Origin of the sequence: Bradyrhizobium sp. RT6a, assembly GCF_040547675.1 — a bacterium.
Classification (GTDB): Bacteria; Pseudomonadota; Alphaproteobacteria; order Rhizobiales; family Xanthobacteraceae; genus Bradyrhizobium.
Window position 1 is genome coordinate 238,101 of the sequence record NZ_JBEPQC010000005.1, and the last position, 26,315, is coordinate 264,415.

The 26,315-nt window shown below is 59.1% G+C and carries 19 protein-coding genes and 5 pseudogenes; 17 read left to right on the plus strand and 7 right to left on the minus strand.

Annotated features, from left to right (window positions below; genetic code table 11):
- Positions 1-58: 58 nt before the first annotated feature.
- The 5 genes from panB (at position 59) to ABIC03_RS26580 (ending at position 6,090) form a co-directional block, all read left to right on the plus strand.
- Positions 59-931 (plus strand): 3-methyl-2-oxobutanoate hydroxymethyltransferase, encoded by an 873-nt coding sequence (gene panB / locus ABIC03_RS26560; protein ID WP_354062356.1) that lies wholly within the window; start codon positions 59-61, stop codon positions 929-931.
- Positions 932-944: 13 nt separating this feature from the next.
- Positions 945-1,817 (plus strand): pantoate--beta-alanine ligase, encoded by an 873-nt coding sequence (gene panC / locus ABIC03_RS26565; RefSeq protein WP_354062358.1) that lies wholly within the window; start codon positions 945-947, stop codon positions 1,815-1,817.
- A gap of 455 nt (positions 1,818-2,272) precedes the next feature.
- Positions 2,273-2,473 (plus strand): hypothetical protein, encoded by a 201-nt coding sequence (locus ABIC03_RS26570; RefSeq protein ID WP_354062360.1) that lies wholly within the window; start codon positions 2,273-2,275, stop codon positions 2,471-2,473.
- A gap of 438 nt (positions 2,474-2,911) precedes the next feature.
- Positions 2,912-3,151 (plus strand): hypothetical protein, encoded by a 240-nt coding sequence (locus ABIC03_RS26575; protein WP_354062362.1) that lies wholly within the window; start codon positions 2,912-2,914, stop codon positions 3,149-3,151.
- A gap of 944 nt (positions 3,152-4,095) precedes the next feature.
- Complete coding sequence (locus tag ABIC03_RS26580; protein ID WP_354062364.1) at positions 4,096-6,090, plus strand: methyl-accepting chemotaxis protein; 1,995 nt, start codon at positions 4,096-4,098, stop codon at positions 6,088-6,090.
- 576 nt (positions 6,091-6,666) lie between these two features.
- Here the strand turns inward: ABIC03_RS26580 and ABIC03_RS26585 are convergent.
- Both ABIC03_RS26585 and ABIC03_RS26590 read right to left on the minus strand, forming a co-directional pair.
- Positions 6,667-7,875, minus strand: a complete 1,209-nt coding sequence (locus ABIC03_RS26585) for an IS3 family transposase (RefSeq protein WP_354062366.1) — start codon at positions 7,873-7,875, stop codon at positions 6,667-6,669.
- Positions 7,842-7,994 (minus strand): annotated as a pseudogene (locus ABIC03_RS26590) (transposase); the annotation flags it as partial. The pseudogene ABIC03_RS26590 and the gene ABIC03_RS26585, both read right to left, overlap by 34 nt.
- A gap of 477 nt (positions 7,995-8,471) precedes the next feature.
- Between ABIC03_RS26590 and ABIC03_RS26595 the strand changes: the two are divergent.
- Positions 8,472-9,245, plus strand: a complete 774-nt coding sequence (locus ABIC03_RS26595) for a polysaccharide deacetylase family protein (protein WP_354062651.1) — start codon at positions 8,472-8,474, stop codon at positions 9,243-9,245.
- A gap of 1,255 nt (positions 9,246-10,500) precedes the next feature.
- Complete coding sequence (locus tag ABIC03_RS26600) at positions 10,501-11,073, plus strand: GNAT family N-acetyltransferase (protein WP_354062368.1); 573 nt, start codon at positions 10,501-10,503, stop codon at positions 11,071-11,073.
- A gap of 252 nt (positions 11,074-11,325) precedes the next feature.
- Here the strand turns inward: ABIC03_RS26600 and ABIC03_RS26605 are convergent.
- Positions 11,326-12,562, minus strand: a pseudogene (locus tag ABIC03_RS26605) (diaminopropionate ammonia-lyase).
- Between ABIC03_RS26605 and ABIC03_RS26610 the strand changes: the two are divergent.
- Positions 12,443-12,874: a hypothetical protein gene (locus ABIC03_RS26610; protein WP_354062668.1), complete on the plus strand. Its 432-nt coding sequence runs from the start codon at positions 12,443-12,445 to the stop codon at positions 12,872-12,874. The pseudogene ABIC03_RS26605 and the gene ABIC03_RS26610 sit on opposite strands and share 120 nt — an antisense overlap.
- Before the next feature lie 548 nt (positions 12,875-13,422).
- Complete coding sequence (locus ABIC03_RS26615; protein ID WP_279692847.1) at positions 13,423-13,668, plus strand: DUF6894 family protein; 246 nt, start codon at positions 13,423-13,425, stop codon at positions 13,666-13,668.
- Between the two features lie 1,253 nt (positions 13,669-14,921).
- On the opposite strand, the gene ABIC03_RS26620 is transcribed toward ABIC03_RS26615, so the two are convergent.
- Both ABIC03_RS26620 and ABIC03_RS26625 read right to left on the minus strand, forming a co-directional pair.
- Entirely contained in the window at positions 14,922-15,437 is a 516-nt protein-coding gene (locus ABIC03_RS26620; RefSeq protein WP_502916752.1) for a MarR family winged helix-turn-helix transcriptional regulator, read from the minus strand.
- Between the two features lie 759 nt (positions 15,438-16,196).
- Positions 16,197-17,540 carry an LLM class flavin-dependent oxidoreductase gene (locus ABIC03_RS26625; RefSeq protein WP_354062370.1) on the minus strand — a complete coding sequence of 448 codons (1,344 nt, stop codon included), beginning with the start codon at positions 17,538-17,540 and terminating at the stop codon, positions 16,197-16,199.
- Positions 17,541-18,104: 564 nt separating this feature from the next.
- On the opposite strand from ABIC03_RS26625, the pseudogene ABIC03_RS26630 reads away from it, so the two are divergent.
- The 6 genes and pseudogenes from ABIC03_RS26630 to ABIC03_RS26655 all read left to right on the plus strand — a co-directional run bounded on the left by ABIC03_RS26630 (position 18,105) and on the right by ABIC03_RS26655 (position 21,855).
- Positions 18,105-19,034: pseudogene (locus ABIC03_RS26630) on the plus strand (TauD/TfdA dioxygenase family protein).
- A 70-nt stretch (positions 19,035-19,104) separates the two neighbouring features.
- The gene (locus ABIC03_RS26635; RefSeq protein WP_354062372.1) at positions 19,105-19,800 is read left to right on the plus strand and encodes an ABC transporter substrate-binding protein; all 696 of its coding nucleotides are present in this window, start codon (positions 19,105-19,107) and stop codon (positions 19,798-19,800) included.
- Positions 19,782-19,931 carry a hypothetical protein gene (locus tag ABIC03_RS26640; RefSeq protein WP_354062374.1) on the plus strand — a complete coding sequence of 50 codons (150 nt, stop codon included), beginning with the start codon at positions 19,782-19,784 and terminating at the stop codon, positions 19,929-19,931. Before ABIC03_RS26635 ends, ABIC03_RS26640 begins: the two co-directional genes overlap by 19 nt.
- Before the next feature lie 54 nt (positions 19,932-19,985).
- Positions 19,986-20,129 carry a hypothetical protein gene (locus tag ABIC03_RS26645; protein WP_354062376.1) on the plus strand — a complete coding sequence of 48 codons (144 nt, stop codon included), beginning with the start codon at positions 19,986-19,988 and terminating at the stop codon, positions 20,127-20,129.
- Positions 20,126-20,987 (plus strand): annotated as a pseudogene (locus tag ABIC03_RS26650) (ABC transporter ATP-binding protein). The gene ABIC03_RS26645 and the pseudogene ABIC03_RS26650 overlap by 4 nt, the downstream one beginning before the upstream one ends.
- Positions 20,980-21,855 carry an ABC transporter permease gene (locus ABIC03_RS26655; protein WP_354062378.1) on the plus strand — a complete coding sequence of 292 codons (876 nt, stop codon included), beginning with the start codon at positions 20,980-20,982 and terminating at the stop codon, positions 21,853-21,855. The pseudogene ABIC03_RS26650 and the gene ABIC03_RS26655 overlap by 8 nt, the downstream one beginning before the upstream one ends.
- Before the next feature lie 29 nt (positions 21,856-21,884).
- Here ABIC03_RS26655 and ABIC03_RS26660 read toward each other — a convergent pair.
- Positions 21,885-22,228, minus strand: a pseudogene (locus ABIC03_RS26660) (serine O-acetyltransferase); the annotation flags it as partial.
- A gap of 151 nt (positions 22,229-22,379) precedes the next feature.
- Between ABIC03_RS26660 and ABIC03_RS26665 the strand changes: the two are divergent.
- Both ABIC03_RS26665 and ABIC03_RS26670 read left to right on the plus strand, forming a co-directional pair.
- Positions 22,380-22,667: a helix-turn-helix domain-containing protein gene (locus tag ABIC03_RS26665; RefSeq protein ID WP_148774771.1), complete on the plus strand. Its 288-nt coding sequence runs from the start codon at positions 22,380-22,382 to the stop codon at positions 22,665-22,667.
- Positions 22,664-23,947 carry a type II toxin-antitoxin system HipA family toxin gene (locus tag ABIC03_RS26670; RefSeq protein WP_354062379.1) on the plus strand — a complete coding sequence of 428 codons (1,284 nt, stop codon included), beginning with the start codon at positions 22,664-22,666 and terminating at the stop codon, positions 23,945-23,947. Before ABIC03_RS26665 ends, ABIC03_RS26670 begins: the two co-directional genes overlap by 4 nt.
- A gap of 652 nt (positions 23,948-24,599) precedes the next feature.
- On the opposite strand, the gene ABIC03_RS26675 is transcribed toward ABIC03_RS26670, so the two are convergent.
- On the minus strand, positions 24,600-26,126 hold the full coding sequence (locus ABIC03_RS26675) for a PAS-domain containing protein (protein ID WP_354062380.1): 1,527 nt from the start codon (positions 26,124-26,126) through the stop codon (positions 24,600-24,602).
- Between the last annotated feature and the right edge of the window lie 189 nt (positions 26,127-26,315).

Below are 26,315 nucleotides of genomic sequence, written 5' to 3' on the forward strand. Positions count from 1 at the left end.
TCTCGCCTTCCCAAGGAAGCGCCGACTCCAAGCATGCGGGGGTGGATCGGGACCTAACATGAGCCACATTTCAGAGCCGCCTGTTGAACGCGTCACGATTCCAGTCCTGCAGCGATGGAAGGAGGAGGGGCATCGTATCGCGATGACCACCGCTTACGACGCGGTTACAGCACGCATCGCCGATCCGATCGTGGATGTCGTCCTTGTCGGGGATAGCGTCGGCAACGTCTGTCTTGGATTCGATGATACGTTGCCGGTCAGCATGGCGATGATGAACCATCACCTCGAAGCCGTTGTACGCACAAATCCTCGTGCCTTGCTCGTGGCCGATATGCCCTTTCTTAGCTTCCATCTCAGTCCAGCGGAGACGATACGCAATGCCGGAGGCTTCCTGCAGCGTGGCGCCGACGCTGTCAAACTCGAGGGGGGTGCCAAGCGTATCGAGATGGTGCGCGCCCTGGTCGATTGCGAAATTCCTGTGATGGGCCATCTCGGCCTGACTCCGCAGAGCGTCAATGTCATGGGTGGGTTCAAGGTGCAGGGCCGCAAGGCCGATGACGCCTTGCGCCTGCTCGATGACGCCCACCGTCTCCAGGAGGCCGGATGCTTCGCTCTCGTCCTGGAGGGTATTCCGGATGAGCTCGCGGCGCGAGCGACCGAATCCCTGAGGATACCGACCATTGGAATCGGTGCGGGTCCTGGCTGCTCAGGCCAGGTGCTCGTCTTCCACGATGTGCTAGGATTGACTGAAGGGCATCGCCCCAAATTTGTTCGCGCCTATGCCAATGGTTTCCAGTTGTTACAGGAGGCCCTGTCGCGTTGGGCAGCCGATGTTCGCAACGGTGCATTCCCGACACCGCAAGAGTCCTATCGGCTTCCTGAAGGCCTTCGCGACACGGTCGCGAACTGGACACCCTCCAATCCAACCTGATGTAAAGCACAATATGCAAACGATCACGACGGTCGCAGAGCTTCGTCGCGCGCTCGCAGAGGTTCGCAGCGCTGATAAACGCGTCGGACTTGTGCCGACGATGGGCTATCTACACGACGGCCATCTGGCGCTGGTCGAGGCCAGCCGGACGCAATGCGACGTCACCGTAGTTAGCATCTTCGTCAACCCCACTCAGTTCGGGCCAAATGAGGATCTCAGTACCTATCCGCGCGACTTCCTGCGCGATCAAGAGCTGTGTCGCGATGCCGGCGTTGCGATCGTCTTTGCGCCGGATATACAGGAGATCTATCCGGCTCAATTTGAGACCTTCGTCGAACCGGGCGAGCTCGCAAAACCAATGTGCGGAGCTTTCAGGCCTGGGCATTTTCGTGGGGTGGCGACTGTCGTTGGCAAGCTATTCAGCATGGTGCAGCCGGATGTCGCGTTTTTTGGCCAAAAGGATTTTCAGCAATGCGCGGTGGTGCGCATGGCAATTGACCTCAACCTTCCAATTGAGATCGTCACCGTACAAACCGTCCGGGAACCGGACGGGCTCGCGATGAGCAGTCGCAACCGCTATCTAAGCGAGGAAGAACGTCGGCGCGCTCTTGCAATCAGCCGTGGGCTGTTCGCCGCAGCGGATAAGTTTCGCTCAGGAGAGCGCGACGTGGAACAGCTGATTGCGATCGCAAAGGAGCGGTTGAATACGGTCGATCGACTGCAGTACCTTGAGCTTGTCGACGCTGATACTCTCAAGCCCGCCGAGAGTCCTCTGCGGCGTACCGCTGCACTATGCGCCGCAGCTTATGTCGGCTCGACACGTCTGATCGACAACGTGATACTGTCGTTGCCGACTCCTCAGCGCGACTCACGACTAAACGACTGAATAGTCTCAGAATACTGAAGTTTGCAGTGAATGGGTGTTTTCGTGGACGAACAGTTTTTGAGAGACCGGGCTCGGATTATTCGCGATCTAGCGGACAAGGCGGACCCCTTCATCAGAAAGAGACTGCTGGACCTGGCGGAACGGTATGACAGACGTATTAGCCGCCCATCTCAGGCGATGAAGATGGTGACCGCGGCGATTTCGCCGACCAGCACAAGCGCGTCATCGATGCGGTAAAGTCCATCGAAACGTAAGCGCGATCGAGGCTGGACAGCCGCAATCGAACACCGGCACAAGCCGAGAAAACGTGTGTTAGGAGAAGCAGAAAGAGAAGGTGGAGACCGCTCTGTGGCGGGGCGCGGCAGTCGCAGATTTCTTACCCGATCAAACACACTTGAACCGCGAAACGCGAAATGTGCATTATCCTCCTCACTAGGGATGGGGGAGATCTCCAAATGTTGGATGCCGCTACCACCGGGCTTCTGCGCGCGATCCTCGACGAGGTCTGCGAGAGCCTTTCCCCGTATGATACCGGCGCCCGCACCTACGTCGCCTCGAAGATTCTGGAAGCCGCCATCAGAGGTGAGACGACGCCCGACCGCCTCAAACAGATCGGCCGCGAGGCCCTTTCCGAAAGACCGACCATGTGGAGGTAGGCCTAGACAACATGATGTTGTCACTCAGTTGAATTTCCAGATCACAGTTCTGAATATCCTGGTGAGCTATCTGGACGAGGCCGCACCGATGCTGAGCTTAAGCGTGACATGGCCATTTTGGCGATCTCCTGCCTTGCCCGGGTTGGCCCAAAAGTTGACGCCATGACCGCACGGAAAAACTTTCCATTCTGCTGAGCTGGCGCAGATTTTCGCCGATGCGAGGTCCCTGATTAGAGAATTTCGCTTTTAGGAAGCCGATAAATGTTACTGCAAGAGATGGAGATAAGCCGAACCCTGAGAACCGACTATCTTGTCGGCAGAATCGATGCGGCTCCTAGTTATCTCTCTCCATACGAACGACTGGACCATCTGACGAAGCCTGAGTGGAGGTAAGGATGCGCCCCAAGGGGCGAATCCAATCAAATGGGAGACCTTCGGATGCCGTACTACTCTTTTGATCTTGTGATTGACGAGGAGTACAGGAATCAAGGCAGCCTCATTCTCGAAAACATCGAGGTTGCCTCCGACCGAGCGGACCAGCTCGCGACCGAACTGTCTATTGTGCATCCGGACCTGAAGGCCAAAGGCTGTGCGGTTCGGGTCACCAGCCCCGAAAATGCCGACGTCTATCGCACGCCACTCGATCCGGTCCCGTCATGGATGAGACGCCAGCACTGAGTCCTCGGGAGCGGCGGGCGACACTCGAAACGCTCGGTTTGGCTAATGGGAGGGGCGATCGCGCGTTCACGGCGAGGCGCCTTGACGTTCGCAGACAGTCGATCTGTCGAGGTCATCTACGGGCCATAGCGTCGACAGAATAGGCGCGAGATGGACGAGGAGAGATTCACTGCTTACTTGACTTGGTCGCCTGAACTTAAAAAGGGAGCCTCGATGAGGCGACCGGGGCGTGGCCTTGTGTCCTAACAGCGTTCCACGCGTTGTTTCCGTCTAAGACCCGCTGAATCCTGCATATCGACCGGCACCTTGTTGGATGCAAAAAAAGGCCGCGCGAAGATTACGCGCGGCACCAAGTCAGGGAGGAAAACGCCCCAAGGGGCCATTGAAGGAGCATCGAGATGAGCAGATCGATCACTCATCGAGAGCTCCAAGCTTGTGAGAGAATCACCGTTGCGAGCGCTTCAATCATCTTTGATCCCGCGCATGAGTGACCGGATAACCGAATTGAGCGCTGCTTGGCGGCGTTTTTCGCGCATGTTTCGCATCTTTTATGCGAAAATGATCAACGTGTCGCACGCCGTGAGCTACTACCGACCTGTTCTGGCAGTTCGCATCTCATCGGCCGGTAAATTGATTTCCCTTTGATAGATCTGCAACGTGTCCTCAAGGCTATGTAGCGCGCCTCGGACCGTTTTTGCCCAGCGAGCTTCGCTCCCTATCATCGCGGCGCAACCCTCGTCGGGGAAAGTTCGCTCGCCACGACGCCGAGCAATAGTGCTTCACCTACACTGCGAGTTCAGGATTTCGAAATCAATGTAATTTAATTGGCAGGTTGTCATCGACCGAATGAAGTCCTCTCCCGTTTAGCTCCATATAGGAAATGCGCCCGTCGCACTCGCGATAACCAGCACTGCGCTGGGGCAAAAACTTATTGAAGGGGTAAAATGAGTAAAATTGCTACGAGGATTTTCGGGCAATCAAAGGGCTGCCGTGGCGTACGCATTGGATTGCGCGGCCAAATGGCACTACTCGGGATTTCCGGGGTCCTCGTCACCGGTGCAATCTGCGCCGCCGCCCTGAATTACGCGAGCCTCGTCCAGAGCGCTTCGAACGACAGCAACCAATTCAAAGCCGATGTCGTATCGTTGTCGCAAAGCTTCCTCGAGTCACGACAAATCGCGAGCGACTTCCTGCGCAAGCCCAGTGAAGTATCGATCAAGAAGTATGCAGACAATTATGAGCAGCAGCTCGCAGACTTGAGTCGCGTCGAAGCACTTGTGACGGCGTTGCCGGAGGATGATCCGCTGAAGCAGGCGACCTTCCTGCGGCCGGTGATTGGTCTCTATGCAACGCGCTTTCATAACCTCGTGGCAGCGCAACGCAACCTCGGCTTCAACGAAGAGGACGGATTTCAGGGCAAGCTGCGCAAGGCCGTGCACACCGTCGAGCAACGGCTGGCAGAGCTGAACCAGCCACGCCTCACGATCTTGATGCTGATGATACGCCGGCACGAGAGAGATTTCATGCTGCGCGGCGAAGACAAATATGGCGACCAACTGGCGGACCGGGAGGTGGAATTCGAAACCGCGCTCGCTCAGGGCAGCCTACCCGCAGAGCTGAAATCCCAGATCCTCGAACTGATCCGCGCTTACAAGTCGAGTTTTATGTCGTTCATGGTGACGCAGCAAGCGCTGAGCGACCAGGTCGACGATCTCGCACAGATCTACGACCGTATCCGCCCGGCGCTCGTGAAGATCATGGCTGCCGCTGACGCGCGCTCGCGGGCTGCGGAAATGCGAGCTGAAGAAATTCGGCGGAAGCTGATCTGGGTGATCGGGCTCGCAACGATGGTCGTCGGCCTGCTCGCCTTACTGTTCGGCCAGCGCATTGCCAAAACGGTCGCTTCGATGACGGCAGCCATGCGCCAGCTCGGCGACGGTCGGTTCGATGTGGTTCTCCCGGGCCTTGGCCGAAAGGATGAGCTTGGCGAGATGGCCGAGGCAGTCGAAATGTTCAAGCTGAGAGCTAGCGAGAAGGCGCAGGCCGAGCTCGACGCAAAGGCCGAACAGGATCGTGCCGCTGCCGAGCAGCGTAAAGCCGATATCACTCGGCTCGCCGGCGAATTCGAAGCCGCCGTAGGCAAGGTGATCGACACTGTCTCGTCCGCCTCCACAAAACTTGAAGTCTCCGCACGCAGCCTTACCAGTTCGGCTGATCACAGCCGGCAACTCTCCATAGAGGTCGCCTCCTCATCGGAAGATGCGTCTGAAAACGTTCAACGTGTCGCAGCCGCGACGGGCGAAATGGCGGCAACCATCGCCGGTGTGGGCCGGCCGGTCGAAGAAGTGGCCAACATGGCGCGCGAAGCGGTTCGCAAAGCCGAACTCAGCGACCAGCGCATGGTTAATTTGACGGCCGCGGCGGAGCGAATCGGCAGCGTGGTCCAGCTGATCGCCGCGATCGCGCGGCAAACCAATTTGCTCGCGCTGAATGCGACGATTGAAGCCGCGCGCGCCGGCGATCGCGGCAGAGGTTTCGCGGTTGTCGCCCAGGAAGTGAAATCGCTCGCGACGCAAACCGCGCACGCGACCGTTGAGATCACCGAGCACATTGGCGGCATTCAGGCCGCGACGACTGAGTCGGTCGGCGCGCTTACCGAAATTGGCGTCATCATCGGCCGCATCTCGGACATCGCCATCACCGTGGTCGATTCGATCGGGGAACAGGAGGCAACCAGCAAGAACATTGCGTTCAATTTGCAGGAAGCGGCAGCCAGGACGACCCAAGTGGCAGCGAGCGCCGGTGAAGTCACCAACCGCGCAAAGGAAACCGGAGGGGCTTTGATGCAGGTGCTGATGTCTGCCGAACTGCTATCTGAGGAAAGCTCTCGGCTGAAGCACGAACTAGACAGCTACCTGGGCAGCGTTCAAACGGCTTAAATCGGCGTGTCAACGTCGCAAGCTCTCCACGCCTGAAAGTTGACCTTTCTTCCGAAGCCAAGTTACCCCATCTGCTCTCGATGCTAGGTAGACCGACTCTGTTAGAGCTGCAAACGCGGAAGCGCTGAGCACTCCTGCGGTTCTCATGCGCGGTTTCTTTATCTCCGCCGCAAGACGGCGTAGCGAGCCGTAGCCACGCTGGAAAAATGCTTTCCCTCCTAACAACAGCAGGAATAATGCGCTGGTTTTGAATATTAATTTATGCGCTGACCGGTCAAGCACGTAACGCAGCGATTGCTGCTCTCTCTTCTGCGGTGCAATCGAGGGTGTCTCATGCGCAATCATGACCTTGTTTCCGGTAGCTTCCTGGCACTGACCGCGGCCGGCCTCGCGCTGCTCTGCTCGAGCCTGCTCGTCTTTGCCTTCGCTTAGCGGCTGCATACGACGTCGAGGAACCGATCGACATCGAGCATATGGAATTTTGAGCCGATGGTCTTGCTGCGGTGAAGGACGCTCAGCGTCGGCATCCAGTAGGCGTTCTGCAGCATCGGCGGCTCGGCGGCAAAGCCACCGTTTCTAGGCGGTTTCGATCGATATCATGTCCTCTGGCAGGAAGATCGTCGCCTCATGAAGGTGACGGTATTGCCGGTCAGTCGCTGTAATTGTCGATCGCTGGAGCGCCGTCGGCCCAAGCCGACAGTCGTTGGTGAAATTGACCTGCCCCTGAAGTTTCACCCAGTAGCGGTTAGAGTCTCGGCGGATGTTACGCCGTTTGGCGCGGTGTGAGCAACGTGCGATCGGCGGAGCTGGTCGGGGTTGCGCAGCCGATCGGACGTTGCGGTGAGGTAGGCGGCATAGGCCGCAGGGGTCAGATAGCGGGCGTTGGCCGTTGTAGTCGCCGACCCAATCCGCAATCTTGGCGCGGGCGTGATCGAGGCCGAAGAACAAGGTTTCGTTGAGAAGCTCGTCCCGCATCCGGCCGTTGAAGCTTTCACAGAAGCCGTTCTGCATCGGCTTGCCCGGCGCAATGAAGTGCCAGTCGATCTTGTTCTCCTCCGACCAGGCCAGCATGGCATTGCAGGTGAACTCGGTGCCGTTGTCGGAGACGATCATGCCCGGCTTGCCGCGCTGATTGATCAGCGCCGTCAGTTCGCGTGCCACCCGCCGCCCCGGGATCGAGGTGTCGGGGATGGCCGCCAGACATTCCCGGGTCACGTCATCGACGATATTCAGGACCCGGAAGCGACGGCCGCTGGCGAACTGGTCGTGGACAAAATCCAGCGACCACCGGGCGTTCGGCCGAGCCTCGACCAGTATCGGCGCTCGGGTGCCCACGGCGCGGCGGCGGGCCCGGCGCTTGCGCACGCTGAGGCCTTCCTCTCGATACAGACGGTAGATCCGGTTCCGCCCGGACGGCTCGCCCTGCTGGCGAAGCAGCACGAACAGCCGGCGGTAGCCGAACCGCCGACGGGCATTAGCAAGCTCGCGCAAGTGGCCGCGTAGTTCGGTGTCCGGCGGTCGGCACGATCGGTACCGAACCATCTTGCGGTCAGCGCCGACGATGCCGCAGGCCCGCCGCTCCGACAGACCCATGACGGCCTGCAGGTGCGCGACGGCTTCGCGCTTGGTGACGGGCCCTACCATTTTTTTGACAAAAGCTCGCGTAGCGCTGCAGCATCCAGCATCTGCTCGGCCAGCAGCTTCTTCAGCTTGGCGTTCTCGTCCTCGAGTTGCCGCAACCGCTTGGCATCGGAGACGTCCAGACCGCCGAACTTCGCCTTCCAATTGAACAGCGTCGCTTCAGAGACGCCATGCTTCCGCGCCAAATCGACAGCCTTCGCACCCGCCTCATGCTCACGCAGCACGCCAATAATCTGCTCTTCCGTAAACCTGGCTCGCTTCATCTGTCCGTCCTTCAGAAGGCCGGACTCTAACTTCAACTGGAGGAAATCGGCAGGGGCAGGTCAAAATCCGTCGAGAAACGGCATCGGAACGCGGAATTCCGGCGTCAGTGCCGCGCCATTGCATTAATCAATATCGCCATATGGCTACTGTGTAGGGGCGAACGTGACCATTGGACGAGCCGACGTTTGTGGAGGCCGGCAAAGTACAATGGCGGCGGCTAAGTCAATTCCAATTGGACGACGCAGCAAATGATCTGGCTGCAGACAATCTGATGCGCTCGGCAGCGAAGTCGTCCGATCTGAGCACAGGTCTACTGCGACGGATCAGCTAGTCCGGAATGGAAAACGAGGTGGCTGAAGCCATCGGCATGCTGATGTAACTCCAGCCAGGACGGCAGGACTATCTTGTTTAAGGCCGCAACCAGACACCCGTCCGGACACGACCTTGATGGCAGATGTCTGCACGGATGGACCTTGCTGCTCGTGAGCGCCACGACGGCGGTGCTTGCCGGCGTCACGGCTGCGGGCGCGGCCGACTGTCCGCGTAAGGACGCGCTCGGGACCTCGCGCGTGCTCGTCGTTGACGCTAAGACTTATCCGCGGGTCGGACTGAAGAGCTTTCCCCAGACGCTGCCCTTGGCCGACCATGAAGTTGTGCTGACCTTCGACGACGGGCCCCAGCCGCCGTACACAGAAGAGGTGCTGGCGGCGCTCGCGCAGGAGTGCGTCCGAGTCACGTTCTTCCTGGTCGGCAAGTCGTCGGCCCAATTTCCCGAGCTCGTGCGGCACGCCGCTGCGCAAGGCCACACCATAGCGCACCACACTTGGTCGCATTCGATGGCGTCGAAGATTAGCTTCGAGAAGGCAAAAGAGGACATTGACCGTGGGATTGCGGCCGACGAAATGGCGCTCCATGGCGTATCGACGATAGCGCCCTCGACGCCGTTCTTCCGCTTCCCCTATTTCGACTTGACCCCTAAGACGCTCAAGCTACTCCAGTCTCGGGGCATCGTCGTGTTCGGAGCGGACCTGTGGGCCAGCGACTGGGAGGAAATGACGCCAGACCAGGAGCTGAAGCTCATCACCAGCCGGCTGAATGCCGAGGGGAGGGGGATCATTCTATTTCACGACGCCAAGGCACATACCGCCGCGATGATGCCCGCCTTCCTACGGTACCTGCACGACAACGGCTATCACGTCGTTCACATCGTTCCGACTGCGCCGCTGCAGAGGAATGCCGTCACGCATTGATGGCGGAATGTCACGGCGGCGCAGAGTTGAGTAATCCCGAATCAACTAAGCTTTCGTTCATGCTAGCCGGTGCAATGATGAAGGCGGAATCGCGCCTGAGCCGTTTCGGGCAGGCTCCGTCATAGGAAGGTAGGAACGGCAAAGTGACGTAGGTCACTTCAGACGTCTGCCTCATCGTTGCCGTTTACGCGCCGGCAGGAGTGGTAGGCGCGCATAGCCGCTCGGCAACTTCTTCGGCAGCACTTCCTGATTTTGAAATGGCAGAAGCCCACCGCTTGTGACCTAAGCGATCTTCTGCCGAAATGCCGCGACCGCCTCACGCTGTAACGCGCGTCGCAAGCATTAGAAGAGGTTTTCCAAAAAAACAGATCGTAAAGTGATCCAACTGAACGGAAGAAACGATCTCGCGCGACACGGCCCGACGACGCTCTCAGAAAGCATTTAACGGCAATGCGATGGCAGGCCGTGAACCCGGCTCATCAGGACGGGACATTGTCTATTCGAAGAACACGAGAGAAGCCAGCCTCAATCGCGCGCTCAACGACCAAGTTGCACGCGTTCGTCGGGCGTCCGTAATATCCTTCATCGCGCGGCAACAAATGGCGCGTCCGATAAGAAATTAAAAAAACTGATTATCTAAACACTACCAAAAACAGTGTGCCTTGGACTCGCGCATTCCACGATTCTCTGAGAGCATTGGTCTCAGGCAATGAAGCCGGTCGAGGGAGCTCATGATGCCCAACAACATCTTCGACACGTTGAGTGATTCAATTATTACCGCGGGCCGATGACCGTTCCTTCCGCGATGCGCGCAGCCACTGCGATGGGACCGTCGAATGTGATTGCTCGAGACTGGATCCGGCAAATCGCTGGTCGGCTTGCCGCTCGAGCTTTCTACGAGGGGGAGAGTGGATCCAAATCCGTGAGCCTGTTCGCAAGCTGTCAGCCTCGCTCTTGTAACGTCCGAGCATGCGCACGATGGCCCCGATGTTGGGGGACACGCAAGTCCAAAGAAGAAGAGACGGCTCCGTGCGACCATCACGATGTTCGACAAGTTGTCTTTCGATTTTCTGAGATATTTTTAGCTTAGCTAGGAGCGACACAGAGACGCTATCACCTCGGTGTGAACTAATACGTCATCTGACCTTCAACCGTGCGGCATATCTGTTTTGGATCGGGTGCTGCGGCAGCCTCCTGCCCCGATGCCGCCGCTGGACCAGGTCGTATGTTAGTTAAACTTGGAAGAGGATATGACATGGTGACCACGCGTGAAGTCTCTATCGATGACGCCACAACGGTGACTCACATGGTTGCTGCCCTACTTGTCGAACTTGAGGGCGGACAGAAGCAGGGCGGACCAGATACCCAGCTTGTTGTCGACCTCCTGGCCATGAAAGAACGCGTCTATGGGTTTCTGGCCTTCACGGAGGCACGCCCGGTCGGCCTCATCATGTTGTCGGAAAGCGCCGCCCTTTTTGCTGGCGGAGCCTACGGTATTATCACCGAACTCTACGTGGTGCCGGATCAGCGATCGTCTGGGGTTGCGATGCGTCTCATTGAGGCTGCGGTGGGCTTGGGCACGGCAAAAGGCTGGGGCCAGCTTGAAGTGGGGGCGCCGAGGCAACCCATTTGGAGCCGTAGCCCGAACTCAGCATTGTACCTGAAGGCCGGTTTTGCAGAAATTGGCCCACGCCTCAAGTTGCCGTTACACAGCTTAGCCAGTCAACGTGCGAAATGTAATGCTGCGGGGAGATCGCGGTTAAATCCACGGCGGCAACGCGCACTAGGCCGCGGTATTCCGGATGCGTCTTCTGCAAAATTTGCGTGAGCGTCGATTTGCCGGCGCCCGATTAATTCGCGATGAGGTTTGTAGCGCCGGGTTTGAGTCCAGCCGACAAGTCAGAGAGCACCGGCATCTCAAACCCCTCATTCTGAGTGAGCTGATCCGCGTGCCTAGCTCGAAAGGACATGAATCCCTGCGCCACGCAGGGGCCGGCCTCTGCGCGGCGATGAGCCTTCTGTAAGGGCCGCACGCTGGCCAGTCTTCAAGGGCGTGCGGATCGGACGGCTAACGCAAGGCTCACGAGCTCGCCCCATCTGTTGAGCCGTTCTTGACCGGCTTATTATTCTTCGCGGTCACTTGCGCTGGCGTCGCATTGACGAGTTGTTCGTACAGGAGAGGATCTGTCGCGCCCTCGGCGTTGATCAGGAAGGCCCGTGCATTGGGTCCAAGACCAATCTTACCACGCAAGGTCGGGTCAGAAGCAGCCTTCAGCAAGGCTGCAAGGCCAACACCACCACTTTCGCCTGCAACGACGGCGGGATCGCCATCCTTCGGATTTGCCAGACGTTTCATCACGCTGATTGCGTCCTCGTCGTCGACAGTCATAAAAGCATCCGCTGTGCGCGAAAGGATGCGCCAAGCGACGAGCGAAGGCTCGTAGCATTCGAGCATCGCCATCACGGTCGATTGCCCATGATCTACCTTGACAGGATGCCCGGCCCGCGTGCTTTCGAAGAGGCATGCTGCCCGCGAGGGATCGACAACTGTGAAGAACGGGCGGTCGTCGCCCAACAGAATTGATAGATGTCCAGCAACGGCTGCGGCGATCCCACCGACGCCTGCCTGGATGAAGACGTGTGTCGGCGGCTCCGGCAACTGGCGTAGTGCTTCGCTCACAAGTGCGGTGTATCCCTGCATTACAAAGCGGGGGATCCGCTCGTAGCCAGGCCAAGGACGTGTCAGACACTGTGATCCAACCTTCTTGAGCTGCAACTCGCGATGCTTGGACGACGGAATCGTCATAGTTGCCGTCGACGCGGATCATCTGCGCGCCAAAGCCGGCGATGGCGGTGATGCGCTCGTTGCTCACGCCTGAATGAACGAAGATGGCGCATTTTGCATCAACGAGCTGGGCGCCTTGAGCAACTGATCTGCCATGGTTGCCATCCGTGGCGCAAGAGAGCGTCATACCTCTTGCCACGGTCTTCACTTCAGGTGTGTGCAGCTCGGACACGTCAATATCGCGACCGAGCTGCCGAGTTGCTTCCTCGAGCACCAGACGGATCACAGCATAGGAACCGCCCAAGGCTTTGAAACTCCCAAGGCCGAGACGTTGGCCTTCGTCCTTTAGATGGATCGAACCCACTCCAATCTCGCGGGCAAGGCCTGGCAAAGAAATAAGAGGGGTTTCCTTGTGACCATCGCGATGCTTGAAAAACCGCTCGACCTCGCGAGCTGCTTCGAGACTCAACGTGTCGGCGTCCTAGGCATCGAGGGGCGTGCGGTGGTCGATGTGCTGGTTGAGGAGAAACATGGTTTGGCTTTCTTGCCTCATCGGGAGCGCTTTGCATGGAATACTACATTTACGAAAATTAAGTTCCGCATTCTGGAATCATTTTGTGCAAGATTCGCTCATACCAGAGGAGAGCTCCTTGATCAGCTTGGATCGCTCGAGCCGAAAGTCGCAAACGATACGGCGCGCTCTGCAGCAATAGAAAAAGCGCCCTATTGGCGTCATACCTGGCAGCGGATCGGCTGCTTCCTGAACCCGTCACAACCAGCGGGCCTTCGGTCGTGCAGACCGACCACAACCACCTTCGCCCGCGCTGCTTTAAGAAAATCTTGAACGAGGGAAATTGATCAGACGGAGCGGCTAAAAAGCGATGCGACGAAGCCCGGCTTGCGCGAGAGCGCCGCCGGCCGAAATCACAGCAGCGTTCTGTATAAAATGATTAGACGGCTTCACCGACCATATTGCTTCATCGAAATACGCGTGCGCGCTCCGCCAGGTGGCCTAAGAAGGCTGGACAACCAGTACCATGCTGCGCACCCGCTCGACCAGCCGATCCGTCCGCCGCAAGATCCGGGGCCGCCCTTCGAAGTTGTCTTCGGCAAAGCGCCCGCACTGGCCTTGCAGACCCAAATGCTGCGCAATTATCGGACAATCGATGTGGTGAAATCCGTCGAAAGAAGCGCTCGAACGCGGAATTTAAGCGTCAACGCGGGGCTCGTTGCATTTATCAATGTCGACATGTCGTTACTCTACAGCATCGAACAAGCTGTTTCGCGAGCCGACTGTTGCGTAAGTCCCAATTGCCGGTGCTCGCTGCCTCCTGCCCAGCGTGGTAAACGTCTACGAAAATCAAATAGGTCTCTGTTAAATTGGAGTTCGCCTTGGGACGTTTCTACTTTCACCTACGTGCCGGCGACGAGATTACGCTCGATGAGGAAGGAACAGAGCTGCCAGATTTATCTGCGGCTGAGGGTGAGGCCGTATTAGCTGCGCGCGAGCTTCTAGCCGAAGCGATCAAGAGCGGTACGCCAGACGTGTCGGAGGTTTTGGTCATCGCAGATGAGGTGGGGCGACCGCTCAGTACCGTGCCCCTCGCAACCGTTCTGCCGAGGCTCTTAAAGAAGTAGGGTGCCTGTTGGCGTCTGAGCATCATTCCGACAGTATTTGCCGCTTCCGAGATCCTTATTGCAGATTTATCGGCTTGCCATACGGCCCCGCCGCTATCCAAACTGCGGGATGATAGTCCGACCAACAGAAGCATCGCTCGAGCGAGCGCTGGATCGCGCGCAGGCTATTTCTTCAGGCGAACGCCCCTTCAATCTCCGATTCGTGATGCCTCGTTTCGCCTCTAGGTACCCTCCGCACCACACGTGGAAGCAGATTGTTCCTTTTAAGGTCGCACGATCAGCCTTGTATCTTGTCTATCCGCCCGGCATGCCCGCGGACACGGCTGCGCAATCAACGACGCTTAGGCGTCTCGCCCCCTTAACAGGTGCCGGATTAGCCAAGGCTGAAGATCAAATAGAGCGGGATCGCGGCCACAACTTGCGTCGGCATCGGACGGCCTTTCCCAATGAAACTAACGAAGAGACCGCTGGCGCTGGACAGCGATCTCTTGGACCCGCCTCGAAGCGTCTTCAAGATGAAAGCTCTTACCCGGGGTCCGCCATAATCAAACGCCGGACTCGCCACCCTGTGAAGTCAAAAACGAATCGAAGGCCAGTGGAACAATTGTGACGTTGCGAGCGCGACACACCTAACAAGCTAGGCCAGCACCGGCGGAGAGTTCTTCCTCGGGCGGAAGCCAACCGATTTGGCATAGAAATGAGTGACGGTGCCTGGCGCACAAGCCGGCGTGTACCGTCCCGTAAGTTCGTAGCATAATTATTGCAGTTGTTTCGGGTATCCTGATCGAAGGAGCTACTCGATGCGAACCGGACGCCCAAAGGCAACACTAACGATATCGAGCGACAAACGCACGCATCTTTGGCCATAACGCGGTCGCGCTCTTTGCCGGCGGCACTGACATTGCGGGCGAAGATCGTGCTGGCGTGCGAGCGCGAGCCCAGCAACGCCGGCGTGGCAACGCGGTTTGGCGTCGGTCCCATACGATTTGCAAATGGCGCAGTCGCTTCATCACCGATCGGATCGAGGGGCTCTACGACGAGATGCGTAGCGGCAGGCCCGCACGGTTGAGGATGAGGCGGTGGCCGAGTTGATCACCAAGACACTGGCCCGCAAGCCCAAGGCCGCAACACACTGGAGCGTGCGCGCCATCGCCAAAGAGACCGGGATGCCAAGAGCACCGTCCATCGCGTGAACGGGTAGCGAAAGATGCGTGCAGATCTTTGTCGTCGCCCTTGGATTGTTTCAGTTCATCTCAGGATTTTAGTTCAGCCTGTAGGCGAGCTTTTTCCAGCCGATGCCTGACTCCGCTGAGGCAGCTAGCCAATTTGGCGAATTCCTTAATGCCGAGATAATCAAAAACAAACTGATCGATCTCTTCCTGCTGTGCCGCGATGCTCGCAAGACGTTTGCGAGCGTTGTCTGTTAGCGACAGATGTACGACTCGGGCGTCCTTCGTGCAGGGCTCGCGCCGCACAAACCGTTTATTCTCGAGCTCCTTCGAATGCTTCGTGATGAAGGCCGAGCCCACCTCCATTAACTTTGCAACCACGTTGACCGGAACCCCGTCATTCCGTTCCAATTCGGTCAGCGCCATCAGGATCATCATTTGCGGTCCAGTAATACCGAGCGCATTCGCCTGGAAATAGCGAAGTTCGTCCAGACACACATTGATAGATCTGATCTCCCACGTGAATCGCCTAAGTACATGCTGACCCGCGGCAGAGCCCTTTCCGAGCCGTGTTGTTCGATTAGGCAAATTCGGCGCCATCGGATCTTAGGAGCTCCATCGTTAGACTGTTCCGCGCCAGCAGAGTTCAACAGAGAGGATTGATGTTTGACTGACCGACTCGACCGGCCACGCGCTGGATGTCAGCTCGATGAGCTGCAGTCCCCCCGCTCGCTCACGATGCTACTCTCTCGCTGGAGCTCCAACGCATACGTCGCAACTTCACACAATCGCGGTGGTGAAATCCTTCAAAAACTTGCTTGTAAACGCAGAAGTTAAGCATCGCGGCAGGTCAGACGTAATTAACTGCCACCAAATAGCCCAGAAAGCGCGAAGACATCGCTTCCCACAACCCATTCAAGCTCCGCGCAATCGGTGCGTACGAGCTGACTGGCGAGACACTGCCATACGCCTGAAGTGCTGGCGTTCGTCAGAAGAACAACAGGGCAACTAGCACCCCCGCTTTCTCGCGAGCTTCACGCGTCGAGACGAGGCACGTCCAGATCCCGCCTTCGCCGAGTCGTTCTTCCTTGCCGTCGAGACTTGATTACTCCCGCCGGCTAAACCCGGCGCGACAACTCACCATAAGATGCCTGGAAGGCACGGCCGCGGAAGGACCGATCTATTCGCCGAATCCGTGAGAACCTGGTTCACCGGGAGTGAACCTCGCTCAGACCCCGGCTTCCTATGAGGAGCATAGATAAATCTCTCCTCACTTACGCCTTCGCCGTCCAGCGACCCAATGAAAACAACCCGTTAGGCTTCTATTGCGACATCGTCAAATCAGTGTTGTCAGGCGAATTATGCGATCGCTTGAATGGCGTTGGAGAAGATGCTGGCCGGTCGGCTCAGGCCGTAATGATCGCGCAGCGTTGTGCCCGTGTAGTCGTGACGGAACAGGCCGCGCTTGCGTAGAATAGGCACGACCTGCTCGGCGAAGATGTCGAACCCGCCGGGTAGCCAGGGCGGCATGACGTTGAAACCATCGGCTGCCCCGTTCTCGAACCAGGTCTGGATGTTGTCGGCGATCTTTTCCGGCGGTCCGGCAATCACCCAATGGCCGCGGGCGCCGGCGAGGCGCTGCACGAGCTGACGAATCGTCGGCTTCTCGCGATCAACGATGTCGATCACCAGCTTGAAACGGCTGGCGACGCCGCGGGCGCCCTCGGTATCGATCAGATGACGAGGAAAGGGGCCATCGAGGTCAAACCCGGAGAGGTCGAGACCAATCATCTGGCGCAGCTGGGTCAGCGAATACTCGGGCTGGATCAGCTCGTTGAACTCGTCCTGCAGTCGATCGGCCTCAATCTGCGTGCTGGCGATGAAGGGACTGATGCCGGGCAAAATCTTGATCTGATCGGGACTGCGGTCGAAGGCGCGCGCCTGACGCTTGATGTCGGCATAGAATTCCTGGGCGCTCGCCAGTGTCTGATGCGCGGTGAAGATCGCCTCGGCGAAACGCGCCGCAAAGGCACGTCCGTCGTCGGAAGAGCCGGCCTGGACATAGACCGGTCGTCCCTGCGGCGTCCTAGAGATGTTGAGCGGCCCCCGCACGCGGAAATGCTTTCCGATGTGATTGATCGCGTGGATCTTGCCGGTGTCGGCGAAAACACCCGATCTGGGATCGTTGACGAGCGCGTCGTCCTCCCAGCTGTCCCAAAGGCGCGTGATGACGTCGAGATACTCCCGCGCCCGCTCATAGCGTTCGTGATGCGGAGGATGCTTGGGCAAGCCAAAGTTCTGCGCGGCCTGCGGCGTGCTCGTTGTCACGATGTTCCAGCCGGCCCGGCCGCTACTGATGTGATCCAGCGAGGCGAAGAGCCGCGCGAGGTTGTAGGGCTCGGTATAGGTCGTCGATGCGGTCGCGATCAGGCCGATCCGCTGGGTGGCGGATGCGATCGCGGTGAGCAGGGTGATCGGCTCGAGCCGAAACCGCTGCGCATAGCGGACATTGTCCGCCAGCGCCGGGCCGTCGGCGAAGAAGACCGCGTCGAACTTGTGCGCTTCAGCGCGCTGCGCCAGCTCCTGATAATAGGTGACGTCGAGGATGCGATTGGCTGCCGTACTCCTGTGGCGCCAGGCAGCCTCGTGATGACCGTCTGGATAGATGAAGAAGTTGAGGGAAAGCTGCCGTCGTTCGCTCATTTGCGAGATCCGTGTGCATTGGGAGCTGTAACAAGCGAGACTCTACGTCTACAGTCACGCTGATGTCGATGAAATGAATTTGCATTGTTGAGTTGGATGCAAGCACGAAGCTTGCGAGCAGAGCACCAATCAAAGACGAGGGCAGTCGTCACGACGAGAAACGGCGGCGGTTGTAACGATTTTATCGCGTCTTTGGACGAGAAGTGCGTTGCGTCGCGTCAAATTACGTTCCTCTTGCAACTGCGCGAGCAGTCATCATTGCGAATCTTTCAGTGTCAGCATCGACGGCGACGCGTTCGTTGCCTGTCGCCGAAAACAAAGCTGGTTTCGTTTCATTGACTGACGATCGATCGCTCGTACCATTCAAGGCCTCAACGCGAAGTCGCTTCATCATGCTCCAATCCGATCCCAGTGACCGATGTCCCGGCTGGGGCCGTCTGCCGGAGCACGTTGCGGCCGAGTAGGGCCCCTAGCCTGAAATGATTCATCTATCTCCGCCGTCGTTTCCGCGACCGGCGCATGGCGGAGCTTTGTCCAGGAGATCGCAGTAACGAGAGCACGACCATGAGCCACACGACAACCATCGATAACGTCATTCCGCGCGCCGACATCGTCAAGCGTGCGGCAAGGGTCGGCGCCGAGATCAGGAGCATCAAACTGTCGGGCGACCTTTCGGACGAGACCATCCGTGCCATCAATCAGGTACTGCTTGAGCACAAGGTGATCTTCTTTCGGGACCAGGAACATCTCGACGATGCCGAGCAGGAGCGCTTTGCCATCAGGCTCGGCAAGCTGGTGCCCCATCCGACGGTCGGCGCGATCAAGGGCACGTCGTCGATCCTGGAGCTGGACTCGGGCCGGGGCGGCGGCCGCGCCGACCAATGGCATACGGATGTCACGTTCGTCGACGCCTATCCAAAAATCTCGGTGCTGCGCGGCGTGGTGATTCCACCCTACGGCGGCGATACCGTCTGGTCGAACACGGCAGCCGCCTACCTCGACCTGCCGGCGCCGCTGCGCAAGCTCGCCGACGAACTGTAGGCCGTCCACAGCAACGCCTATGACTATGCCGTGAAGACGCGGGCAACCGAGGCGGACAAGAAGCACTTCGACGAGGTATTCACCGGAACGATCTACGAAACCGAGCATCCGGTCGTGCGCGTCCATCCCGAGACCGGCGAGCGCACGCTCGTGCTCGGGAATTTCGTGCAGCGCTTCGTCGGCCTGCCGAAATACGACGGCCAGAAGCTGTTCGACCTGTTCCAGTCGCATATCACGGCGCCGGAAAACAACGTGCGCTGGAGCTGGAAGGCCGGCGACGTTGCGATCTGGGACAATCGCGCCACGCAACATTACGCGGTCAACGACTATGGCGACCAGCACCGCGTTGTGCGCCGCGCCACCATCGATGGCGATGTACCACTCAGCGTCGACAGTCGCCGCAGCGTGACGCGCGTCAAGACATCCAAGCCCCAGACCGCCAAAGCCGCCTGATCCGGATTAGCTCACGAGAGTCGCAATGATGAACGCTATACTTCAATTGCTTCGCGCAAGGTGCGCCCGGTTGGGACGTGCCACCCGCAAGACGTTGCGGGTTTTGTTGGCCGGCGCCGTGGCGCTCGGCCTCATGGCCCCGGCATTCGCCGAGCCGCCGCTCGAGAAGACCGACATCCGCTACCAGGGATCGGCCGGGCAGGTGACGTTTATCGAGCTGGCCGAGGACCTCGGCTATCTCGCGCCGCTCAAGCTCAAATGGGTCGGTAACACCATGAGCGGGCCGCAGGACATCCAGACCGTCGTCACCGGTGATATCGACATTAGCGGCGCGTTCTATGGGGCGATCCTCAAGTTGATCGCGGCGAAGGCGCCGGTCAAGGCGGTGGTCGGCTATTACGGCTCCGATGCCAACACCTATTATGGCTACTTCGTGAAGGACGACAGCCCGATCAAGACTGCGCGTGACCTGATTGGCAAGAAGGTCGCGGTCAACACGCTCGGCGCCCGTCTGGAATTCGTGCTCCGCGAATATCTGGCTAGGTCCGGCCTCAGCGCAAGCGAGGCCAAGCAGGTCACGCTGGTGGCGATCCGCCGGTCAGCGGCGAGCAAGCGTTGCGCCAGGGCCAGGTCGAGGTCAGCGCGCTGGGCGGTGTCCTCCGCGACAAGGCGCTGGAACGGGGCGGCATCCGCTCGCTGTTTGTCGACTCCGATCTGTTCGGCCAGTTCACCGGCGGCGCCTATGTGTTGCGAGAGAAGTTCATAAAGGACAATCCCAACCTCTCGCGCAAGCTGGTGGAGGGGATTTCGCGGGCCATCGAATGGGCCCAGACCACACCGCCGGAAGAGGTGCGGGCCCGGTTCGACAAGATCATCGCGGAGCGCCAGCGCAACTAGGATGCCTCCTCGATCAAATACTGGAAGAGCACGGGCGTTGCGTCCAAGGGCGGCGTGATCTCGGACAGCGAAATCCAGGTGTGGATTGACTGGCTGGTGAAGGACGGCCTGTTCAAGCCGGGGCAGCTCAAGGCTTCCGACACCTACACCAATGCGTTCAACTATTTCCGTCCCGGAAAGACGGCGGAGGCCCGATGACCTCCGTCAAGATCCGTTTCGAGCATGTCCGCAAGGAGTTCGTCGTGCGCGGCGAGGGCGGCGGACCAGGCCGCCACTTCATCGCGCTGGAGGACATCACGCTCGATGTTCGCTCCGGCGAATTCCTGACCCTAGTTGGCCCAAGCGGCTGCGGGAAATCCACCTTGCTCGATCTGCTGGGCGGGCTCACGCTGCCGACCAGCGGCCGGATTCTGCTCGATGGCCGGCCGATTGCCGGACCCGGTCGCGACCGCGGCATCGTGTTCCAGCAGTATGCGCTGTTTCCCTGGCGCACCGCCGCGCAGAATGTCGAGTTCGGGCTTGATATCGCCGGGCTCAAGGCCAAGCAGCGGATCGACATCGCGCAGCATTTCCTCGACCTGGTCGGGCTGGCCGGCTTCGCCGACCGCTATCCGCATGAGCTCCGGCGGCATGAAGCAGCGTGTCGCGATCGCGCGAAGCCTCGCCTATGATCCGGAGGTGCTGCTGATGGACGAGCCGTTCGCCGCGCTCGACGCCCAGACGCGCGAGACGCTGCAGGGTGAGCTGCTGCAGATCTGGCGCGCCACCGGCAAGACGATCGTCTTCATCACCCACGGTATCGACGAGGCCATCGTGCTCGGCCAGCGGGTGGCGGTGATGACGTCGCGTCCGGGCTGGATCAAGCAGGTCATCGACATTCCGGACGTGCTGCGCAGCGCGGACGACGACGTACGTTCGCTGCCTGAGTTCGGCCCCGTGCGCCACGAGGTCTGGAGCCTGTTACGCGAGGAAGTGCTGAAAGCGCAGCAAGGGCAATTGACCGCCGGCGCTTTCGCGCGAGCCGATCGCAAAGTGGAAGGGGTCGCCCATGTCTAGTCTCGAGATGTTGACGTTGCTGGAGCTTGCACACGGTCGTCGAGAGCCGCTCACCAGCGCGGAGAGCCCGGCATCGCCGGTGATGGACCGGATCCGCGCCGCCGCCCGCGGGCACGCTGTCTTCGGGCACCGCTCATTGCTGCTGATTGCCCTGTTGGCAGCGTGGGAGGCGGCTCCGAGGCTCGGGCTGATCGATGCCGTGTTCTTGCCACCCTTCTCGGAGGTCATTGCCGCGGGCTGGCAGCTTGCGCAAACCGGCGAGCTCTATGATGACGTCTCCGCCAGCCTGCTGCGTGCTTTGAGCGGATTTCTGATTTCGGTCGCCTTGATCGTCCCGCTTGGCGTGGCGGTCGGTTGGTATGCGCGACTCGGCAATCTCGTGAACCAGTTCATCGAGATCTGCCGCAACACGGCGCTGCTGGCGCTGCTGCCGGTCTTCATCCTGTTGCTCGGAATCGGCGAGCTGTCGAAGATCACGATGGTAATCTATAGCTGCGCCTCGCCACTCCTGCTCAATACCATTGCCGCGGTGAAACAGGTCGATCCGTTGCTGATCAAGTCAGCGCGGACCATGGGTGCAACCCCGCAGCAGCTGTTTCGCAAGGTGATCGTTCCGGCGGCGCTTCCCACTATCTTCGTCGGTATTCGCCTGGCCAGCGCGTCGGCCATGCTGGTGCTGGTTGCGTCCGAAATGGTCGGCGCCAAGGCCGGCCTCGGCTATCTCATCATCAACAGCCAGTACAGCTTCCTGATTCCGCAGATGTATTTCGGCATTCTCAGCATCACCGTCATCGGGCTGGCGTTCAATGCCATTCTGGAGGCACTGGAGCGGCGCCTCACGCGGTGGAAGGCGCCAGTGACGGCATGAGATATGGGACAGGCGCCGCTCGGAACTTTCCGCGCGGAGGCCAGCGTCACCATGCTGCTCGGCGGCACATCGCGGATCAGCCAGACATTCCCGCCGATGGTCGATCCGCGGCCAATCGTGATTCAGCCGATGGTGATACGGCCAAGGATCGTTTCGCCGACGTAGATCACGACGCCGTCGTCCAGGATCGGGTGGCGGGTGTCGCTCCTGATCACATTGCCTTTGTCATCCGTCGGAAAGTCGCGCCTCGAGCGTGACCGCCTGATAGATGCAGACATTGTCGCCGATAATTGCCGATAGCGACCTCGGTGCCGTAATCGATGAAGAAGCCGGAGCCGAAGCCGGTGCGAGCGCCGGGGTGAATATCGATGCCGATCGGCCTGGCGCAATTGAAAATACGTGAATTACGAGCCTATGTCAGCGATCGATGACTTTTTATAATGTCATCGATCGCTGACATTTACAAATTGTCAACGAACGCTGACTTATGCTAAAGTAAGCGAACGTTGACATTTGGAAATCCCATGCTCGTACGCACACCAGCCGAACTCGGTGCCGTCCTTCGCGACCGGCGCAAGAAGCTCAAACTCGATCAATCGACGTTTGCTAAACGCATTGGCGTCAGCCGCCAATGGGTGATCGAAGTTGAGCACGGTCACGCGCGCGCTGAGCTCGGTCTGATCCTTCGCGCCCTCGACGCCCTGGACATTCGCCTGGATGCGAGCACCGAACAAGCGCCGGCCCGCGGGGCCACCAGGCCAGCCGTCGATATCAACGCCATCGTGGCCAAGGCCAGGAAGAAAAAGGCATGACGAGCGAACTTGTTGCTCTGCTGGATGGTCGGGAAATCGGCCGCGTGCGCAATGACGCCCGCGGCCGGCTCACCTTTGTCTATGACAGGGACTGGCGCGAGGCCGAGGGAGCCTATCCGCTGTCGTTGTCCATGCCGATCGCGGCCGAAGAGCACGGTCCTTCCGCCGTGCAGGCTTTCCTCTGGGGCCTCCTGCCCGACAACGAACGCGTGCTCGAACGGTGGGCCCGAAGATTTCAGGTGTCCGCGCGCAACGTGTTTGCCCTTATTTCCCATGTCGGCGAGGACTGCGCGGGTGCCGTTCAGTTCGTCACGCCCGATCGACTGGAGGCCCTGCGAAGCGGGGCCGAAGACAAGGTCGAATGGCTTGATGAAACGGCGATCGCCAAACGCCTGCAGACCTTACGCGAGGATCACGCTGCATGGCGGTTGCCGCGCGATACCGGACAATTCAGCCTTGCGGGTGCCCAACCCAAAACCGCCTTGCTTCTGCAAAAGGGCAAGTGGGGAATTCCCTCCGGACGCATCCCGACGACGCATATCCTCAAACCGCCGACCGGCCATTTCGATGGACACGCGGAAAATGAACACATCTGCCTCATACTTGCGCGCAATCTCGGTCTGCCCGTCGCCGACACCCAGGTGATGCATTTCGGCAAGGAAATTGCCATCGTCATCGAGCGCTACGACCGGCAGTTCAGTGGCAACGAGATCGTCCGTGTCCACCAGGAAGATATCTGCCAGGCGCTCGGCATCCTGCCGACCATGAAGTATCAAAACGATGGCGGACCAAGCCCTCCCGACGTGATCGAGCTTTTGCGCACCTACTCCACGGATCGCGTCGCCGACGTTGACACGTTTGTCGACGCTCTAGGCTTCAATTGGCTGATTGCGGGTACGGATGCTCATGCCAAGAATTATTCGCTGCTGCTGGCCGGAGGCCCTCACGTACGACTCGCCCCGCTCTACGACATCGCCAGCATTCTTCCCTACGATGACTTCGATCTGCAGAAGATCAAGCTCGCGATGAAAATCGGCGGTGATTACAAGCTCAGCCAGATTAGTTTGCGCGATTGGCAGAAGTTCGCGCGCGAAACGCGCCTCGATCCTGACAAGGTGATCGCCCGACTGATTTCCATGGCCGAGCAGCTTCCGGACATTGTAGCCGCCGTACGGAAGCAAGCGCAGAAAGACGGATTGGACAATGCTGTCATCGGGCATCTCGCCGACCAATTGATTGCCAGAGCCAAGCAATGCCGTCGACTGCTCGGAGGGATATAGCTCAGAGCAGCCGCCAGCAGGATGATGATGGTCAGCAGCAAGGCTGCCGACCATCCTCGACATGTCGCTGTCGACGTCAACGCAGCACCAGCATCAACGCGATCGGCATGCCGATATCGATGTCGATGTCGACCATGATCGGTGGTTGCTCGCGATCCGTTGCACCCGCGTAGTCACTGCGGCTGCCATCACCTCACGTTAGACGTGTCCCTTCAAGGCTCCGGCAGATAAGCGCCGGATTAGCCGGGGGCGAAGATCAAATAGAGCAGGATCACGGCGACGGCGACTGTCCAGCCGACTGACGTGGCGAGAGCCCATATTTGGGTCGGCATCGGACGAACTCTCCCGATGAAGCTAACGAAGAGACCGCTGGCGCTGGACAGCGGCCTCTTGAACCCGCCTCAAAGCCTCTTCGAGATAAAAGCTCTTACCCCGGGGTCCGCCATAATCAAACGCCGCACTCGCCACCCTGTGAAGTCAAAAACGATTCGAAGGCCAATGGAACAATTGTGACGTTGCGAGAGCGACACACCTGACAAGCTAGGCCAGCACTGGTGGAGCGCTCTTCCTCGGGCGGAAGCCAACCATTTGGCACAGAAATGATCGACAGTGCCCGCATTCGCCAGCGCGGAGGGTGACGTAAGGCCGGCTGCTAGTCGGCGGTCCCAACCTGATCGGAGAGGTCTTCGACTATACTCACGAACATGTGCGATTCCTCCCCGAGGGCGCCAATCTGCAAACGCCTCCACGAGATCACCCGGCGGCCACGAACTGGATTGTAGATCGTATCGACGATAGGCTCGAGCTGCCGGCTTTGCGCAAGTAGCTGCTGATCGCGCTTTTCGATCAGTTCGGCCGTTTCCGGTGAAAACAATTCACGCGCGGTCTTGCCGACGAGGTCGCTGCGCGACATGCCGATCTGCTGTTCGGCCGCTTTGTTGATGAACAGATAGCGCAGACTGCGCGCGTCCTTGGCGATGATACCTTCGCGCACGTTCTCGACGACCGTGGCGAGCAGCCGTTCGGTACGCTCGAGAATTCGCTCTTTCTGCCGCTGTTCCGTGACGTCCTCCTGGACGGAGACCCAGCCGCCCCCATCCATAGGCCGTTCATAAATCTTGACGATCCGGCCGTCGTTGAGCCTTACCTCGTAAGTTGCCGGCTCCTTCTTTCCGATGCGAACGAGAATGGCCGAAACGTACTTTTTGATGTCGCCGCTGAACAGCCCGTGCTCCAGGATCTCCTCGAGCGAGGACCCTGACTCGATGGTCTCGGGCAGATTACACATCCGGCGGTAGTTGCTGTTCATTGCAATCACACGTGCCTTGCCGTCGAGCATGATGAGGCCTTGCGGCATGCTGTTGATAGCGGCGGAGAGCTGCCACTTTTTGGCCTGGTACTTCTTGTTGAACGCGTCGCGCTCGGCCATCGCGGCGTCGCGCTGCTTGCTGAGGTCCAATTCAAGCTGTTCGAGTTCAAAAACTTGAGCGACAGCAGCGCGGAAGTTCTGCACGCCGCGCGCCAGGTGGCCGATTTCGTCGTGCCCTCGCAGATGTGGCACCTCGCTTCCGATGTCCCCGGTTCTGATACGATCGGTCGCCTGGGAAATGTCTGAGAGCCGCGCCAGCACTGAATCCCGGATCACGAGAACATTGAGCGCGGCAAGCACCAGCGCCGCCAAACCCAGCATGAACAGGTACCCTGCCGCACAGCGATTCTGTTCGGCGAGCCCATCTGCTTCGCGAGTGCGTTCGTTGTAGCCGCGCTGCAACGCTTCCAGATCCGCATTCAACCTGCTGCGAACCGTGCTGCTGGCTTCGGTGTCCCCAAACTCGCGGGCAGCTGCGGGGCTAATCTCCACCGCCCGGCGCACCAACTCCTGGCGGAAATCGATGAATTGGGCAATCCGCCGTTTGAGGGATGCGAACTGTTCGAAGTCTTCCGAACGGACCGTAGGCTCCCAGCCGTTCATCACCTCCGCAAGCTCGTGGTTGCGCTTGAGGATTCCGTCCGCGAACTCTTTCACCTTGGCTCGTTCGGTGGACATGTAGATGCCGCGCGAGTCCATCACGATCGCATAGATGGATGCGTTGACCAGTCCGGAATTGATCGCCGCTGCAGCGGAGGAGGCTTGCGTATTACGATAGGAACTCTGCAGTCGCACCGTCTGGACAGGCATGACCAGAAGAAAGGCCGTAACAATTCCCAAAAACCCGGCGATCGCATAGACTTTCTCGGCTACTGTCAGGTCGTCGACCCCGCGCGCAAAGCGGATATACTTTTTTCAAAAGCCGCACGACGGGCCCGGCTCCAAGCCTGCGATCGCAGCATTCATGACACATCCCAGCCTAAACCTGCGCAATTGTGC